This is a genomic window from Krasilnikovia sp. MM14-A1259, from assembly GCF_047159535.1.
Classification (GTDB): domain Bacteria; phylum Actinomycetota; class Actinomycetes; order Mycobacteriales; family Micromonosporaceae; genus Actinoplanes.
On the sequence record NZ_BAAGAJ010000002.1, the window covers coordinates 2,038,072 to 2,054,251 of the forward strand.

The window sequence follows — 16,180 nt, forward strand, 5'->3', positions numbered from 1 at the left end:
GGTTCGGGCGGCCACCCGCTGCCCACGGTGACCTTCCCCGAGACCGACCTGGGCCGCCATGGTGGCTGGAGGAGGCGTTCCGCGGCCACTGAGATGTCACCCTGTTCAAAATCCGACATGGCACGACCGCTGGCCGGGCGGTAACTTCGGCGCCGCATCCGACACCGGCGGGAGGGCCGTGCAGAAGTTACTCACGTCGGTGCGGCGCCGGTCGGCGGCGTACCTCAAGCGGGGCGACCCCGGTCCGGTGCTGTCGAAGAGGGCGCTCACCGAGGCCGGCCAGCTGCTGGCGACCGCCCGGGCCGCCAGCCGGCACCACCCGATCTCACCGCAGGTGGTGCGGGCGGTGGCCTGGCTGCACTGGTGCCGCTATCTCTCGCTGCCGACCGGGGCGGGCCGCGACGACTACGAGGTAGCGCAGGGGCTGTTCGCCACGGTCTTCCGGCTGGATCCCGCGCTGGTGCCCGAGGAGTTGCGCGAGCGGCTGGCGGCCGGCCAGGACGAGGCCGGGGAGTTGGGCGAGCGGGGCGCCCAGCTGCTTGTGCGCGGCGACCTCGCGAATGCAATTGGCCTGCTGCGGCGGGCTATGGAGATCGATGGGACCAGCCATCCCGAACGACACATGTGGCTGGCCAACCTCGGGCAGGCCCTGCAGGCCCGGTTCGCCGACACGAAACTGGACGGGGATCTCGACGAGGCCGTCCGCCGCCTGGAGGAGGCGCTCGCCGCCGCGCCGGCCGGGCATCCGTACCGGTCGGCGTATCTGCTCAATCTCGGCCGAACGCTGCGCCTGCGCGACCGGGGCGACGACCTCGGTGCGGCGATCACCCGGCTCCGTGCTGCGATCGACGAGTGCGCACTGCAGGACGATGCGGTCCGGGCGCGGGCGTGGTGCCTGGCCGCGCTCGGCGAGGCGCTGCACGAGCGCTTCGTGCGCGGCCAGGATCCGGTCGATCTGGACGCGGCCATCGCGGCCTGGGGCGACGCCGCCGACATGGAGCAGGACGCCGCCGATCAGGCGCGGATCATGACGAACCTGAGCGTGGCATTGCGCGCCCGCCACCAGCGAGACGGGAATGCGGGGGACGCGGAGGCCTCGGTGACCGCCGCCCGGGCGGCGGTCGAGGCGGGCGCCGGCGCCGAACGGCCGGCCTGCCTAACCAATCTGGTGGCCGCGCTCGCCCTCCAGGTTGACGAGGCCGCCGACTCGGAGATGATCGGAGCCGCTCGCGAGGCGCTCGCGGCGCTGCCGGCCGATCATTCCGACCGGGGTGCGCTGCTGGAGCGGCTTGGTGGCGCGCTGTGGCGGCGTTACCTCGCCGGCCGGGAGACCAGTGACCTCGACGAGGCAATCGCCTGCTGCCGCACCGCCGCCGAGGCGTTGCCCGGGGAGGGTCGCCTGGCCAACCTGACCACCGTCCTGATCGAGCGGGCGGCCACGCTCGGCGACGACGCCGACCTCACGACCGTCGTCGCCGACGCGCGGTGGCTGCTCGAAGTGACCGGCCCAGACGACCCCGAGCGGGCGGAACGGTTGGCGCACCTGGGCGTGGTGCATCGCCTCCGGCACCAGCGCCTGGGTGAGACGGCCGACCTCGACGCCGCGATCGTCTCGTGGCGGGCGGTGGCCGACGCCGGGACATCGGACGCGGGCCTGCACGGCAACCTCAGTGACGCGCTGATCGACCGGTTCACCCGTACCGGCCGGCTCGACGACCTGATCGCCGCGGTCGCCCACGCGCGGACGGCGGCCGGCGCCGTCGTCGCGGAGCACCCGGACCGGCCGCAGATGCTGGCCCACTTCAGCATCGCGTTGCGGCTCCGGTACCGGCGGCTCGGCGACCCGGCCGACCTCGACGACGCGGTCGACCAGGCGCAGGCCGCCGTCGACGCCACCCCCGCAGGCCACGCCGACCGGGGGCCCTGGCTGTCCACGCTGAACAACGCCCTGCAGGCCCGGTTCGAGCGCGCCGGCGACCCGCGCGACCTCGACCGGGCGATCGCCGCCAACCTGGAGACCCTCGACATCGGCACGGACGAACCGCACGCGGCCCGGTCCAACCTCGGCGGCTCACTCATGGTCCGCTTCCGGCACGGCGGGGACCCCGCCGACCTCGACGCGGCGATCACCCACTTCCAGTGGGCGATCGACCACACCCCCGCGGGACACCGGCACCGGGCGAGCTATCTCGGCAATCTCGGGTACGCGCGGCACGCGCGCTACGACAGCGGCGGAGATCCGGCCGATCTGGAGGCCGCCGCCGTCCTCTGCCGGGACGCTGTTGAGGCGAGCGCGGGTCGCCCCGACCAGGCGCAGTTCCTGTCCAACTTGGCCTGGGTGTCGCAGGCGCGGTTCGACCAGTCGGGCAACGAGACGGCCGCCGACGCCGCGCTCAACGACCTACGCCGAGCCGCCGCGATCGAAACGGCGCCCCCGGCAGAACGGGTGGCCTACGGCCGCCGGCGCGGTGACCTGGCGGCCCGTCTCGGCAGGTGGAGCGAGGCGGCGGACGGCTACGCCCAGGCGGTCGCGGTGCTGCCCCTGATGGCCTGGCGCGGCCTCGACCGGGACGGTCGGCAGGAACGGCTCGCCTGGTGGGGCGGCACGGCGGCAGACGCGGCAGCCTGCGCGACCGCGGCGGGCCGGGTGGAGCACGCCGTCGCCCTGCTCGAACAGGGCCGCGCCGTGTCCTGGGCCCAGCTGCTGGACTTGGGCACCGACCTCGGCGCGCTGCGCCGCGTGCGACCGGCTCTCGCCGACCGGCTGGCGGCGGTGGGCGCCGAACTCACCAACGAGCCGGCGGCCATGGTGCCGCTGGCGCCCCCGCCCGGCCCGGACACCGACCGGCGGATCGCGGCGGCCCACGAGTGGGAGGAACTGGTCGCGCGAGTCCGCGAGCTGGACGGGTTCGGCGGCTTCCTGCGGCCGCCCCCCACCGGCAGCCTGCTGGCCGCCGCCGAGAGCGGACCCGTGGTGATCGTCAACGTAAGCCGGTGGCGGTGCGACGCGCTGCTGGTGCGCCGCGACGGGGTGCAGGCGTGCCCGTTGCCCGCCCTGACGCTCGAGGAGGCCATCGCCCGGGCCGAGGGTTACCTCACCCTCCTGTCCGAGGCGGAGGCCGCCGATCTGCGGCGCATCGAGGCGCAGCGGCCCGTGTCGGGCGAGTCCCCGCGCACGGTGGCCCGGCGGCGGCTCGACGCCGCCCGGGCGGTGGAGGAGGCGCACGAGCGCGTCGACCGTCTGCTCGCCGACCTGCAGGCGTGGCTGTGGGGCACGATCGCCGAGCCGGTGCTCGACGCGCTCGGCCACGGCGGCACGCCCGAGGGGGACGCGGCGACGTGGCCGCGGGTGTGGTGGTGCCCGACCGGGCCGCTCACCGTGCTGCCGCTGCACACCGCGGGCCGGCACGGCGAGGGCGACCGGACGGTGCTGGACCGGGTGGTGTCGTCGTACACGCCCACCCTGCGGGCGCTGCTGGAGGCCCGCCGGCCCGCGGCCGCCGCGGGTCCGGAGGCCGACCGGTTGCTGCTGGTCGACGTGGCGGATCCGGAAGGGCTGCCGCCCATCGACAACTCGGCGGTGCGGGCCGCGCTGCTGCGGGGCTTTCCGGCGGAGGCCCGCACGGTGCTCGACGACGTCGCGGCGGTGCGGGCCGCCCTGCCGCACCACCGCTGGGCGCACTTCAGCTGCCACGGCGACCAGGACCTCCGCGCCCCGTCGCGCGGCGGCCTGCGGCTGCGCGACGGCGTGCTGACCGTCGCCGACCTGAGCACGGGCCGGTTCCGCGGCGACTTCGCTGGCCTGTCCGCCTGCAAGACCGCGGTCGGCGGGATCCATCTCCTCGACGAGGTGGTCACCCTGGCGGCGGCGCTGCACCACACCGGCTTCCGGCACGTCATCGCCGCCCTCTGGTCGATCGACAAGGAGACCTCGGCGGAGGTCTTCGGCACGCTGTACGAGAGGATCGCGGCGCACGGGCGGATGGAACCCGGCCGAGCGCCCGCCGTCCTGCACGAGGTGGTGCGCCGGATTCGGGACCGCCGGCCCGACTGGCCACACCGGTGGACACCGTTCACCCACATCGGACCCTGACCCGACCGAGGAGGCTCGTGAGCGAGATGACCCAGGCACCCCCCGCGCCACTGCCCTTCGCGGAGGTCACCGCGGACACCTACGCCGCGGCGTTCTCGGCGGCCTGCGAGCCCACCGAGACGCGCCGAGGCGTGCTGCTCACCGGGGCCTGCCCGCGCTGCGGCGACCGCATGGACTACCTGGTGCCCACCGGCGTCTTCCTGGTCTTTCCGGGCGGCTCCGGGCCGCGGCCGACGCCTGTGATGTGCACCTGCCGCGCCGGGCACCCGGGCCGGCCGGACGACGACGAGGGCTGCGGCGCCTACTGGACGGTCGAGCTGACCGGGCTGGCGTCGTGACCGTCCGGGTCTCCGCGGGCCCGCCGGCCGCGCCGGGCGACCGGGGAGCCGCCAAGGCCACCCGCGACCTGCTCGCCGACGAACTGCCCCGGATCCGGGCCGGCGCGCTGGCCTGGCGCAACGGTCTCGGCGCGCTGCTGGCCGGGCTGGTCGGCTTCGGTCTGGTGCGGGGCCGCTCCGACGTGACCCAGCTGGTCGCGCCGTATGCCGCCGGGGTGGGTGCCCTTCTGCTGGCCGCCCTGGTCACCGGCAGCGCGGCGGCTCTGCTGGTCATGCGGGCCGCGCACGGCCGCCCGTACGCGGCCGCCCTGCTCGCATCGGAGCGGACGGCCGCCGCCAACCCGGCGGAGCTCACCCGCTGGGCCGAGGCGAGCGCGTCCGAACGTGCGCTGCGCCACGGTGTCGTACTGTCCTTCGCCTGCATGGCGCTGCTCGCCGCCGCGGTCGGAGTGACCTGGTACGGCCCGGCGAAGGACAAACCGCGCGTCGAGGTCCGCCTCCCGGGCGGCGCCCGCTCGTGCGGCGAGGTCGTCGCGGTGTCGGCGGGCCGACTCGTGCTCAAGACCCCGCTCGGCCCGCAGACCATCGACCTCGCCCGGATCGACGGCTTGGCCGCGGCGCCCACCTGCACTCCACCGTCCGGCTGACGGCGGACTCGGGATCCTTCGCCCGGTCGACTCGGCATCTGCCAATCGTCGCCGACCATGAGGTCCCCTGGATCGGATTTGACTTTCGATCCGCGTATGGCCGGGACGCGCCGAACCGGTGGACGACAACGTCAGATGCCCCGGAGACCACGTCAGAACGAGACGCTGGACGAGACATCCATGCCCGCGCCCACCATTGCGGCAGGGGTCAAGCTTTCGGGTTACGCCACGGCAGTCTGCGCCTGCTCGACGGTGGAGACGTAGCTGATCGGTGCACCGGTCGCGTCGGACGAGCGCTGCATCTGCATCGCCACCAGAGGGCTAGCGACGATGAGCGCGGCATGGCGCATGCCGCCGCCGGCAGCGGCCGCCATGCAACCCTCGTGCACCGCCTGCTGCTCCGGCGTGGAGACGCCCAGCACCCGCATGTCGCAGATGACGGTCCAGCCCGGCTCGCCTTCCTGGATCTTCTCGTGGAACTCGCGGCTGTATGCCTGCCCGAGTTCCGAGGGCCAGTCACCGCGCAGGTCGAGGTTCAGCAGGTTCGCGGCCTTGTCCCAGGAGATGTGGTAACTGGCTTCGACGTGCTGGGCATTCGGCAGCGCGAGGTGCCCGATCGACTGCCTCAGCTCCCCCGCGATCCGGGTGATCTCGGTGACGGCCAGGCTGTTGCGTTCCGCGGCGGTGGCCGTGCTGCGGGTGCTCTCACCGACTACCGCGATCGCCTGTGCGATCGCCTCGGCCCGCTGCGACACCTCATTGATGGTGGAGGTCATCTCACTGGTCGTGACGGACTGCTCCTCGATCGCCGACGCGATCGAGGACTGGTACCCGGAAATGCTTTCGATGATCTGACCGATTTCACCGATCGCGCGGATCGTCGACGCCGAATCGCCCTGGATCTGATCCACCGTCGCGGCGATCTCCTGCGTCGCCCGGGCCGTCTCCGTCGCCAGATCCTTGACCTCGCCGGCCACCACGGCGAAACCCTTGCCGGCGTCGCCGGCCCGCGCGGCCTCGATGGTGGCGTTCAATGCGAGCAGATTCGTCTGCTCAGCGATTACGGTGATCGTCTTGATGATCCCACCGATGGTCGCTGACGACTTCTCCAGCGCCTCCATGGTGACGGTCGTCTGTGCCAGGGTTTCGACGCCGGTACGGGCCACCGTCGAGGCACTGTGCACGTTTTGGGAGATCTCCTGGATCGCGGCGTGCATCTGTTCTCCTGCGGCTGCGATGCCTTGGACTCGTTGGGATACGTCCCCCGCGGCCTCCACGATGGCGCTGACCTCGTGACTGGTGTCGCGGACACCGGTCTCGATGATCTCGCCGCTGACCGCCATCTCACCCCCGCCGACCGCCAACAGGTCGATCGCGGGCCCCAGCCCCTGCAGGCGCGTCCCGAGCGTGTCAAGCCCGTCGGAGAGCGGCACGTCGAGCTTGCCGCTGCGCAGCGCGGCCTCGACCGCTATGGCCTGCACCTCACGCGCTCGCACTGCCTGAGCGGCCCGCCGCACCAGGGCGAGTGCGCCGATCGCCCCCGCCGCCAGCATGCCGACCGGCAGCGGTGCCGGCGCGCCGGCGAGGATCAACACCGCGGCGGCCACCATGGCCGCCGCCGCGACCGCGAACGACGCCCACGTCGTCGTGGTGCTCGAGATTCCACTGGGCCGATACGCCGACTGCCGCTTCAAGGTACGCATACCGGACCATTCGGCCACGATCACGGCTCGGTTTAGTTTGCTGCCCTTTGGGCTTGCTCACCGGTCCCGGCCTGGTCTCAGATCAGGCCCTTGGGCGGGTGGGGAACGGGACCAATGGCCTGTCAGTGCCAGTCAGCCCCCAGCTGAATGGGCCCCCGAAGCCGCGTCAGCATGACGACGGTGGACGAGACCGCCACGGACGGCACCCGAGCGAAGCCAGCCACGATGACCGCTCAGCCCCGTGTCCTTTGCCTCGACGACGACCCGCGCGTTCTCGACGAACTGGAGCGTACCTTGCATGCCGGCTATCAGGTGGTGACGACCAGCGACCCCGGCGAAGCGCTGGGCCGGCTCGCCGACGCCGCCGCCGACCCGTTCGGGGTGGTCATCGCGGACCTGCAGATGCCCACCGTCGGCGGCGTCAACGTCCTGCAGCGGGCGCAGGCGGTCTCGCCGCAGACCACCCGGTTGCTGCTGGCCGACGAGATCGACGTGGCCGACACCATGGCCGCGATCAACCAAGGACACGTGTACCAACTGCTGCTCAAGCCCTGCCCCCCGATCGAGCTGCGGACCGCGGTCGCCGCGGCCGTCGCACAACACCAGCTGACCCGCGCGGACCAGCACCAAGCCCGGAACAGCCTCGAGGGCAGCGTGGAGGCGCTGCTGGCCACACTCGCCCAGGCCCAGCCCGCCCTGGTCGAACGGGCGCACCGGATGCGCCGCACCGCCGAGCACGTGTGCGCCACCCTTGGCCTGCCCGAGGCGTGGCAGGTCGAGCTTGCCGCTGAACTGACCATGGTCGGCGCGGTCACCGTGCCGGCATCGACGGCCGAGGCGGTCATCACCGGCATCCCTCGCGATGATGCCGAGGCCCGGGTGCTCGCCGATCTGTTCGACCGGGCCGCCGCGGTGCTGGCCCACGTCCCCGGCCTGGTGCCGGTGCGCAGCATCATCCGCTACCAGCTGCGCACCGACCGCGACCCGATGCACGCGCCGTCGGCCGATGCGCCCCGCGGTGCGCTGGTGTTGCAGGCGATCCGTGAGTACGACGCGCTGATCCACCGTGGAACCCCCGTCGACCTGGCCCTGGCCACCCTCGAGACGCGCAAGACCCACGACCCGGCGGTGATCACCGCGCTCGCCGAGTTCGCCGGGATCGGCCTGCCGAACCAGGACGTACGCGAGGTCACCGCCGACGAACTGCACGTCGGCGACGAACTGGCCGACGACGTGCACTCCGCCATGGGCCTGCTGCTGATCTCCCGCGGCCAGACCGTCACCGACCGGCTCCTGCACCGAGTCCGCAACTTCAACGACTCCACCGGCCTGCAAGGACGCATCCTCATCCTCCGCAGCTAGCCACCTCGACACCGCGAACCGCAAGCCCGGCGACTACCACGCGTCATCACCCAGGACCTTGAGCAGGGGACTCTTCGGTCATCCCCGAGAGCAGACGATCTGTGTGTTCGGCAGCGACCTGACCGAGGTTCTCGTCCCGGAGTTCGCCCTGTGGCTGGCGGTGAAGCGCAGGAACTGATCCGCGCCTGCCACGCGAGCCGGAGCGCATGTCATTTCGAGGCGTGGCTTTGTTCGTGAGTTCCGGGCTCTGTCCCATCAAGAGTGATCGAGGCATTTCATGGTCACTGGCTGCGTGGCGACGACGTGGGCTGTACGCGGTAGGCAATCTCGGGATGCGCCAGCGGCGGGCCGACCAATCCTCTATCGTTCGCCAGCAGAGGATTGCAGACTAGGAAATGCCTGCTCATGCTGCCGGATACGTTCGTCACTTTCACCCCTGACCGACAGGACCCCTCTTGGCGCGGCGACTGGGATCCCATGACCCGTCTCAAGGAACCGACCCCGTTCCAAGACCTGCCGCAGTCGGTGTTCATCTGGTACTACTTCCAGGTCAGAGTGACTTTCCGGGTGGGTGGTGTTGACCTCAGCCAAAGCATGGACGGCGTTCCCGTGAGCATCCTCGATTTCGTCCTGATGTTGCAGGCCGCAAAGGCCATGTTGCTCCGCGACGGCAGCGCTGAGATCGGACTGTCCGACCGTGGTGACCAATGGTGGTTCGCGCGGCACGACGAGCTGGTGAGCGTGCGTATCCGAGGCCCACTCGCCGAGGCTTGGGTCGAAGGATCATGCCTTGCAGAGGAGTTTGAACAGCTCGTGGATATCTGCCTGGCCGACGCGTTGCGACTGATGTTCTGGGAGCAGCCCGCGCTTCGACAGAACACCTACCTCCAAACGTTGGCCCGTCGGCCGTCCGGATCTTGATCATCCGGCGAGCAAGACCCGCTTCCGGAGGAGGTCGAAGCCGGCGCGGCCGTACATCTGTCGTTTGAGCATCTTGATCCGGTTGACATTGCCTTCGACCGGTCCGGAGCTGAAGGGCAGGCTCAGCCCTGCGGTCACGGCGTCGAGGTCGGAGGTCACGCCGTTGACGAAACGGCTGATGCCAGCCAAGTTGGCCTGCTCGGCAGCGGTGAGCCATTCGCCGAGGCGGTGGCCGTGCCGCTGGGTCATGATCGCGGCGAAGGAACGCACCAGCTCGGCGGCGGTTCGTAGTTCGGGGCAGATGTCGAGGATCGCGGTCAGGCGGGTGGTGTCTCGGTCGGTGAGGTTGTCGGGGTGTCGGCAGATCCAGACGGTGACCTGCCGTGTCGACAACGGCTTCGGGACTGCTCGGAGGTCTGGCCGTGTCCGGTGCTGCTCGACGAAGTCCCGGACGATGCCGTAGCCACCGGTGAAGCCTTGGGCGACGACTTCGCGGTGCAGCACCGAGGCGTTGAGGCATCCGCTCTCGATCCGATCGACCAGGTAGGCCTTGAACCGGTCGAGCAAACTCGCTCGCTTCTTGGGCACGATCATCATTTCCTGCCACGTTGCGGCGTAGGCGTATCGGGAGACGGTTTGGTGGTTCCAGCCCAAGTGCCGGGCGATCTGCCGGAAGCTGGCGCCCTGCGCGAGCATCTCGTGGATCAAGGCATGGCGGGCCTGGCGGCGTTGCGCCATCGCGCCCTGCGGCTCAACGACGACTCCCGTGGCGTCGGCGGCCGGCGCGGTGGGCTGTTCGACCAGGCAGCCTTTGTGCTTGGCGACCAGGCGTTCGATCGCGGTGGCGAGGTTCTGCCAGAGGTGGAAGCGGTCGGCGACCTGGACCGCGTCGGGTGCTCCGGTGCGTGCGCCTTCGGCATAGGAGCTTGCTCGGTCCCGGCAGATCATCGCCGGGGACTCGTGCTGCAGCAGCCATTCGGCCAGTGGTGAGGCATCGCGTCAAGGGACCAGATCGACGACGCGGTGGTTCTCGCAGTCGATCAGAACTGTGCCGTAGTGGTGCTCTCGTTTGATCGCGAAGTCGTCGGCGCCGAGTACCCGTACCGAGCCCACCGCGGGGTCTGGGACTGCTCGGACCAGCCGTAGCAGGCTGTTGCGGCTGGTCCGGATCCCGACTTTGGCGGCGAGCCGGGCGGCGGCACGACCGGCCAGCGCGAGCCCGATCGAGGTCAGCATCGTCCGCAACGGCTCGCTGCGACGGGCCCGGCGACGCGTCAGACCGGTGACCTGTTCGGCGAATGTCCGCATCCCACAGACGGCGTTGACGCAGAAGAACCGGCGCACCGTCAGGCAAAGTTCCACGAGCCGGCCTGCGACCGGCAGATCAGCCAGCCGACGCTGATACCGCGAATGCACCCGCCCCGACACGACCGAACATGCTGGGCAGCTTTGCTCGGCGCTGCGCACCGCGGCATGAAGAACGACGCCATCGGTGGCTTCGATGATCTCGTTGACTTCTACGCCGCCAAGATGCGGCAGCAGCCTGCCGATGTCGTCACACCGTCATCCAACGACCGATCATGACGGACATCGATCACTCTTCACGGGACAGAGCCGAGTTCCGGCCCCGGATATCACTGAGGCTGGTCATGCTCTTCTACGGCCGCATTACGATGGAGTCGCTGCGGACCAAGGGCGATCAGAGGCCGGCAGGAGCGCACCTCGGGCCCAGTCCGCGGCCGCCGTCAACACCCATCACGCCGCTGCTTGCCCTCGCCTCCTGGACACTCGGTCAGGCGGGCGACCCGGCCGGCGTCAGCGCCTGCCCCGGTCCGGGCGGATCCTCCTGCGGTGCGGCGGTGGCATGCTGTCGTTGCTCGATTCGGGAGAACCGGTGGAGGTTCCAGCTTGGCACCGCACAGCGACGCGGACGCGTTCCTCGACTGGCTCTATGCCAAGAGCGGCGCCAGCGTCAGGTACTCAGGCATCGATCCGGAGCATTTCTGCACGGCAACGGGCATCCCATGGGAACGATGCCAGGCGGTCGTCCGCGAGTGCCTGGCGCGCGCGCTGGTCACCCAGGACAGCATGCAACGATGCCGTCTCGCGCCGGCCGGTGTCCGGCAGGTGCAGCAACGGCGCACGCTGTTGCCGGTAACCGTCCTGGCCGGACACGCCGGCGAGGTGAAGGCAGTCGCGTTCGATGCTGCCACGGGAGGCCTTACATCGGTGGCGGACGATGGCACGGTCCTGCGGTGGGATCCCTCCACTGGCGCCGGCCAGCCCCTGGTGACCCGCCCCGAGGAGAACGCCGACGCGGCATTCACTCCCGGCGGGAGGCTGGTCGCGGTCTACGGCCGCGCCGGCGGGGTACGGGTGTGGCACAGCGCCACGGGCGAGCCGGCCGGCCCGCCGATCACCCCCGGCGAGGAATGTGAACGCGCCATCCTCTCCGGCGACGGGCGGCTGCTCGCCGCGGTGCGCAACCGGGAGGACGTTCAGATCTACCACGTGGCGACAGGAGAAGCCGTCACCGCACACCTGTTGTTCGGCGGCGGCGCCGCGCGGGACGCTGTCGACGATCTCGCGTTCTCGCCCGACGGGCGCCTGCTGGCCGCGGTCAGCCCCGACTGCGCCGGACGGGTCTGGGAAGCCGCGACGGGACGGCCGATCTGGGACATTCCCTGCGCTGATGCGATGACCCGGGTGGCGTTCGCGCCGGACGGGCGCAGCATGGTCACCGCAGGCGGTGGCGACGTCACGCTGTGGGATATCACTGGGCGCTACCTCGGGCACACCTGGACGGCCGAGATCCTCGACGAGTACGGACACGCTTCCTTCACGTTCGCGGTCGCGTTCTCCAGCGACGGGCGACACCTCGCCACCGGCGGTGACCTGCGCAGTGTGCGGCTGTGGTCGACGGCCGACGGGGAACCAGCAGCCCCGCCGCTGGACGGTCACGCCGAAACCGTCGGGGACCTCATCTGGGCGCCGGACGGCACGATGCTGGCGAGCACGAGCGGGGACGGCAACGCGAGGCTGTGGGATCCGCGACGCGGCCTCCCGATCGGTGAACCGCTGTGCGGCCACACCGGCGATGTCGCCGCCGGCATTACGACGACCGCATTGTCGCCGGACGGCCGGCTGCTGGCAGCGGGATGCGAGGACGGAACCGTGAAACTGTGGTCACTGCCCACCAGCCCGGCGCAGGGCCTGACCAGATGATGCAACTCTGCCCCGGTCAGCGCTCACCGGCAGCGTCCGGTACTGCTGGCGGTGGAGTCGAGCCACGGCATCATGCAGGTGCGGCCTGGATCACGCCAAGCCGGCCGTAGATGCGGCACCAGGACCGAACCTGACCGCGCGGCCGCAGCAACCGCGCCGGCCACGACAACGCGCGTACGAGATCGCCGGCCAGGACGTCCGCCTGCTGAACCGGGCGCCGCGACGGGCCGCGCACGCCGTCGTCATGGCTACGCAGGCCGCGCTCGCCGCCCCGTCGCTGGCCGGTGGCCGGCCACCCGAGACACCCGGCGCTCGAGCAGTCACCGCGGCCCGAGCTCGCGACCACCACGCCACCTGCAGGCCCCGCGCGATGACGCGGGCCGCCCGCCAGAACGAGCGCTGGACCGCGCCTCGTGGGGAGAGTCGCCGTCTCCGACGATCAACGAGGTTCGCGCGACGGCGGTCGGATCGAGGCCCTTGATCGCGGTTTCGGCTGCGGCCTTCGCGGCGCACAGGTCCCGAGCGTTCTGGCGGGGCCACGTAGGGGCCCAGTAAACGCACCCAATGCCATCGTTGCGGTGCGACGTCGGTCGCAACTCGTCAAGGTCTGGGCCACGCCACCCGATGCAATCGACGACACCACTGGTTTCCCCTGCCCCCGGTTGAAAGTCCAGGCGATGGCAATGACTGCCGAAACATCGACGGCCCGAAAGCGGCCCGGTGCGGTGACGCGCTGGATACGCGACCGCCGCTTGTACACCAAGATCATGCTGGTGGTGATCGTCGTGGCGGTGGTGGGCGCCGGTGTCGGGAGCTTCGCGACGGTGCAGATGTCGCGTCTGAGCGGCGCCGTCCACGAGCTGTACACCGGCAGTGTCATCCCCGGCCAGGCCCTGGAAAAGATCGCCGTGGACATCGGCGTCATGCGAGCCACGGTGCTCAATCACGCCCTGACCACCTCGCCGGCGAACAAGGTCCGCTATGAGCAGGAGATCAAGGCCGCCGACGCGACGTTCCGGCAGGACGTGCTGGCCTACCGGAAGATCACCGTGGACCCCGCCGGGCTGGACCGGCTGGAAGCGGCCTGGCAGCGATACCGCACCGCACGGGACACCGACTTCATCCCCGCCAGCAAGCGGCATCAGGATGTGGAACAGATCCGCGACACCGCGCTGGTCCCTGCCGTGCAGGAAACCATGACCCAGTTGAACGCGCTGATCGCCGCGGAGAACGCCGAGGCCACCGCCGACGACGCCAATGCCAACCAGCGGTACCTCACCGCCCGTACGATCACCATCGCCGCGCTCGCCGTGGGCCTGCTGCTCGCCGGCGGGTTCGGGCTGCTGGTGGCCCGCAGCCTGGCGCGCCGCGTACGCACCCTGTCGGAGGTGATCCGCGCCATCGCCGACGGCGACCTGACCCGCACTGCCGACGCGGACAGCCGCGACGAGGTCGGGCAGATGACCGCCGAACTGCACCGCGCCTGCGGCACCCTGCGCGCCACCGTGGGGCAGATCAGCGGCAGCAGCCAGACGCTGGCCGGATCCGCCCAGCGGATGGCCACCGCCAGCACCCAGATCGCCGGCACCGCCGAGCACACCAGCGAGCAGGCCGACACGGTGTCGGCCGCGGCCGGGCAGGTCTCGGCGAACGTCGACACCGTCGCCGCCGCCGTCGAACAGATGACCGCCTCGATCCGGGAGATCGCGGGCAGCGCCACGGACGCCGCCGGGATCGCCCACGACGCCGTCGCGGTCGCCCAGGCCGCCAACACCACCATGGACAAGCTCGGCACCTCATCCGCCGAGATCGGCGACATCGTCAAGGTGATCACCTCGATCGCCGAGCAGACCAACCTGCTGGCGCTCAACGCCACCATCGAGGCCGCCCGCGCGGGCGAGGCCGGCAAAGGCTTCGCCGTGGTCGCCTCCGAGGTCAAGGACCTGGCTCAGGAGACCGCCAAGGCCACCGACGAGATCTCCAACCGGATCAACGTCATCCAGACGGACACCGGCGCCGCGGTCGCGGCGATCGGTGAGATCACGCATGTCATCGAACGGATCAACGCCTACTCGAACACCATCGCCTCGGCGGTGGAGGAACAGACCGCCACCACCAGCGAAATCGGCCGCAACGTCGCCGAAGCCGCCGTCGGCGCCGCCAACATCACCGACACCATCACGGGAGTGGCCAAGGCCGCCCAGGACACCTACCTCGGCGTCGGCGAATCCCACCAGACCGCGAACGAACTGTCCGACCTCGCCAGCGAACTGCGGACTCTGGTCGGCCGATTCAAGGTGTAGCCAGCTTCATACAGAGCACGGTTCCTCTAGCGGGACTGGGACAAGGGCGTGACCCTCTGGCGCCTCTGCGCACATTCCGATTTTCGATGGAGTTGGCGAGTGATTTCGTCGGCGAGAACGGGAGCCGGGTGTTGAGCGACAGGTTGACCTGTCGCTCAGGACGACAGCCGGCATGCACATCCGATCAGCCGTCGAGGAGTAGTCCGAGACCGTGCTGGTTGGCGTGACGGATTAGTTGACCGAGCGCGGCGAGTCCACCAAGCGAAGCTGAGTTGCCGAAGAGCTCCCGGGCAGCAGCATTCGGGTCGGGACTCTCGGCTATCCGGTTGCCCAGGGCCGTGTGGAACCATCCGTACCAGGTACCGACGACGAGCGTCTCGGACGGATCGAGTCGGTCCCGGAAGCACAGGTGTTCCAGAACCATGTACGGCGTGACGTTCACCGTTCTGCCATCGAGGTCGAATGGGACCGGCGCCGACCCGACCGGGCTCGGTTCTGCTCCCAGCTGGCGGACGAGCTGCTCCATCCGGCGTCCGTCCCAGCCCATCCGCACCAGCGTCCGGACGAATCCGTCGGCGGGCGGCGTGAACATCGCGGCGTTCTCCAGCAGAGCCTCCCGCAGGACTGTCAAGGCCAAGTCATCGACCGGGTAGTCCAGCCTCGCGTGACAACCTGGCGCGGCCTGCCGATTACTCACCGGACAGGCCAGGCACAACTGCCACAGATGCTGCATCTGAACGCTGGCCTGCTCCGTCTGAGCGCGGTGGACCGTGCGGTCCTCGACCCCTTGCTGGCCGAGAACCCTGAACGTCAGCGAGGGAACGCCGTGTTGATCCATGAGACCACCCATGCGCACGAGTTGCTGCATCTCGGTGATCCATGAGGGTGTTCCTCCTGGCCGAAAGGTGCACTCGTACTGCAGGTATGCCTCAAGTCCCATGATCAAGATCATACCGATGGCGGTCGACGGCCATAACCAGCTCACCTCGGCGACGGCCTCGTGACTAACGCTGGGGTACCAACTCGTCGACGATGTACACCGCCGCGTTGGTGATGTCGAGCTGCCGGCACACCACCTTCACGCCGTTGACGCGGAAGCCGCCGGAGTCGGTGGTAACGATGGCCTGGGTGCCGGCCATGGTCGTATGCGCGCCGCGCAGTTGGCCCGGCTCCAGGCGTTCCGCAATGGCAGCCTGCTTGAGCATCGTGGCTAGTTGCTCCGGGTGGTCCCACAACAGCGGGATACGCCGGAACGGGAAAGCCGCGAGAAACTGGTCGGACGTCGCGAACAGGGTCAGCGCGGGCATGCCATCGAGCGTGCGCAGCCCGGCCCGGTCGAGTCCGTCCGACATCCCGGACAGGCCCGGATTTGCGGCTACTGCAGCTGTCAACGGCTTGCCTGCCATGGCTGCCACGTTCGGTGAGGCGCAGGCGTCAGCAGGCTGCGAGCCTGATGGCAGCGGCTGCCCGGTCACGACTCCACCCTGCCCGTACGTGCAGCTGGACAGAGAGACGCCCAGGAGCGCCGCGAGGAGGGCAGGCTTCACCGCCTCATCATCGCCCCGTTCTCGTACGGAGATGGGCGGTT

Annotated in this window: 12 protein-coding genes and 3 pseudogenes; 8 read left to right on the top strand and 7 right to left on the bottom strand. The window is 70.4% G+C overall.

Annotated features, from left to right (window positions below; all coding sequences use genetic code 11):
* Positions 1-178 precede the first annotated feature (178 nt).
* Genes ACMCNK_RS08810 through ACMCNK_RS08820 form a run of 3 tightly spaced genes read left to right on the top strand, consistent with a single transcriptional unit; the run spans position 179 to position 5,078 of the window.
* Positions 179-4,093, top strand: coding sequence for a CHAT domain-containing protein (locus tag ACMCNK_RS08810; protein ID WP_412735909.1), 3,915 nt, complete (start codon positions 179-181; stop codon positions 4,091-4,093).
* A 17-nt stretch (positions 4,094-4,110) separates the two neighbouring features.
* Positions 4,111-4,431, top strand: coding sequence for a hypothetical protein (locus ACMCNK_RS08815; protein WP_412735910.1), 321 nt, complete (start codon positions 4,111-4,113; stop codon positions 4,429-4,431).
* Positions 4,428-5,078, top strand: coding sequence for a hypothetical protein (locus tag ACMCNK_RS08820; RefSeq protein ID WP_412735911.1), 651 nt, complete (start codon positions 4,428-4,430; stop codon positions 5,076-5,078). Before ACMCNK_RS08815 ends, ACMCNK_RS08820 begins: the two co-directional genes overlap by 4 nt.
* A 221-nt stretch (positions 5,079-5,299) precedes the next feature.
* On the opposite strand, the gene ACMCNK_RS08825 is transcribed toward ACMCNK_RS08820, so the two are convergent.
* Positions 5,300-6,688: a methyl-accepting chemotaxis protein gene (locus tag ACMCNK_RS08825; RefSeq protein ID WP_412735912.1), complete on the bottom strand. Its 1,389-nt coding sequence runs from the start codon at positions 6,686-6,688 to the stop codon at positions 5,300-5,302.
* A gap of 273 nt (positions 6,689-6,961) precedes the next feature.
* On the opposite strand from ACMCNK_RS08825, the gene ACMCNK_RS08830 reads away from it, so the two are divergent.
* The 3 genes and pseudogenes from ACMCNK_RS08830 to ACMCNK_RS08840 all read left to right on the top strand — a co-directional run bounded on the left by ACMCNK_RS08830 (position 6,962) and on the right by ACMCNK_RS08840 (position 9,064).
* Positions 6,962-8,143 (top strand): response regulator, encoded by a 1,182-nt coding sequence (locus ACMCNK_RS08830; protein ID WP_412735913.1) that lies wholly within the window; start codon positions 6,962-6,964, stop codon positions 8,141-8,143.
* A 34-nt stretch (positions 8,144-8,177) separates the two neighbouring features.
* Positions 8,178-8,321: pseudogene (locus ACMCNK_RS08835) on the top strand (DUF2716 domain-containing protein); the annotation flags it as partial.
* Positions 8,322-8,548: 227 nt separating this feature from the next.
* On the top strand, positions 8,549-9,064 hold the full coding sequence (locus ACMCNK_RS08840; RefSeq protein ID WP_412735914.1) for a hypothetical protein: 516 nt from the start codon (positions 8,549-8,551) through the stop codon (positions 9,062-9,064).
* Here ACMCNK_RS08840 and ACMCNK_RS08845 read toward each other — a convergent pair whose 3' ends face one another.
* From ACMCNK_RS08845 to ACMCNK_RS08855, 3 genes and pseudogenes are all read right to left on the bottom strand, one after another.
* Entirely contained in the window at positions 9,065-10,012 is a 948-nt protein-coding gene (locus ACMCNK_RS08845; RefSeq protein WP_412735915.1) for a transposase, read from the bottom strand.
* 51 nt (positions 10,013-10,063) lie between these two features.
* Entirely contained in the window at positions 10,064-10,372 is a 309-nt protein-coding gene (locus ACMCNK_RS08850) for a hypothetical protein (RefSeq protein WP_412741087.1), read from the bottom strand.
* Between the two features lie 30 nt (positions 10,373-10,402).
* A pseudogene (locus ACMCNK_RS08855) lies at positions 10,403-10,531 on the bottom strand (transposase family protein); the annotation flags it as partial.
* A gap of 441 nt (positions 10,532-10,972) precedes the next feature.
* Here ACMCNK_RS08855 and ACMCNK_RS08860 point away from each other — a divergent pair.
* On the top strand, positions 10,973-12,289 hold the full coding sequence (locus ACMCNK_RS08860; RefSeq protein WP_412735916.1) for a WD40 repeat domain-containing protein: 1,317 nt from the start codon (positions 10,973-10,975) through the stop codon (positions 12,287-12,289).
* A 410-nt stretch (positions 12,290-12,699) separates the two neighbouring features.
* Here the strand turns inward: ACMCNK_RS08860 and ACMCNK_RS08865 are convergent.
* Positions 12,700-12,798 (bottom strand): annotated as a pseudogene (locus tag ACMCNK_RS08865) (dTDP-4-dehydrorhamnose reductase); the annotation flags it as partial.
* 168 nt (positions 12,799-12,966) lie between these two features.
* On the opposite strand from ACMCNK_RS08865, the gene ACMCNK_RS08870 reads away from it, so the two are divergent.
* Complete coding sequence (locus tag ACMCNK_RS08870; RefSeq protein ID WP_412735917.1) at positions 12,967-14,592, top strand: methyl-accepting chemotaxis protein; 1,626 nt, start codon at positions 12,967-12,969, stop codon at positions 14,590-14,592.
* A 184-nt stretch (positions 14,593-14,776) separates the two neighbouring features.
* On the opposite strand, the gene ACMCNK_RS08875 is transcribed toward ACMCNK_RS08870, so the two are convergent.
* A complete protein-coding gene (locus ACMCNK_RS08875; protein ID WP_412735918.1) occupies positions 14,777-15,460 on the bottom strand; it encodes a hypothetical protein in 684 nt (227 codons plus the stop codon).
* Between the two features lie 136 nt (positions 15,461-15,596).
* Positions 15,597-16,067: a fasciclin domain-containing protein gene (locus ACMCNK_RS08880; protein ID WP_412735919.1), complete on the bottom strand. Its 471-nt coding sequence runs from the start codon at positions 16,065-16,067 to the stop codon at positions 15,597-15,599.
* Between the last annotated feature and the right edge of the window lie 113 nt (positions 16,068-16,180).

Coding starts and splice junctions, on each gene's coding strand:
- ACMCNK_RS08850 (WP_412741087.1), bottom strand. CDS start 10,372: ATGCGGACATTCGCCGAACAGGTCACCGGTCTGACGCGTCGCCGGGCC.
- ACMCNK_RS08840 (WP_412735914.1), top strand. CDS start 8,549: ATGCTGCCGGATACGTTCGTCACTTTCACCCCTGACCGACAGGACCCC.
- ACMCNK_RS08870 (WP_412735917.1), top strand. CDS start 12,967: ATGGCAATGACTGCCGAAACATCGACGGCCCGAAAGCGGCCCGGTGCG.
- ACMCNK_RS08875 (WP_412735918.1), bottom strand. CDS start 15,460: ATGCAGCAACTCGTGCGCATGGGTGGTCTCATGGATCAACACGGCGTT.
- ACMCNK_RS08845 (WP_412735915.1), bottom strand. CDS start 10,012: ATGATCTGCCGGGACCGAGCAAGCTCCTATGCCGAAGGCGCACGCACC.
- ACMCNK_RS08825 (WP_412735912.1), bottom strand. CDS start 6,688: ATGGTGGCCGCCGCGGTGTTGATCCTCGCCGGCGCGCCGGCACCGCTG.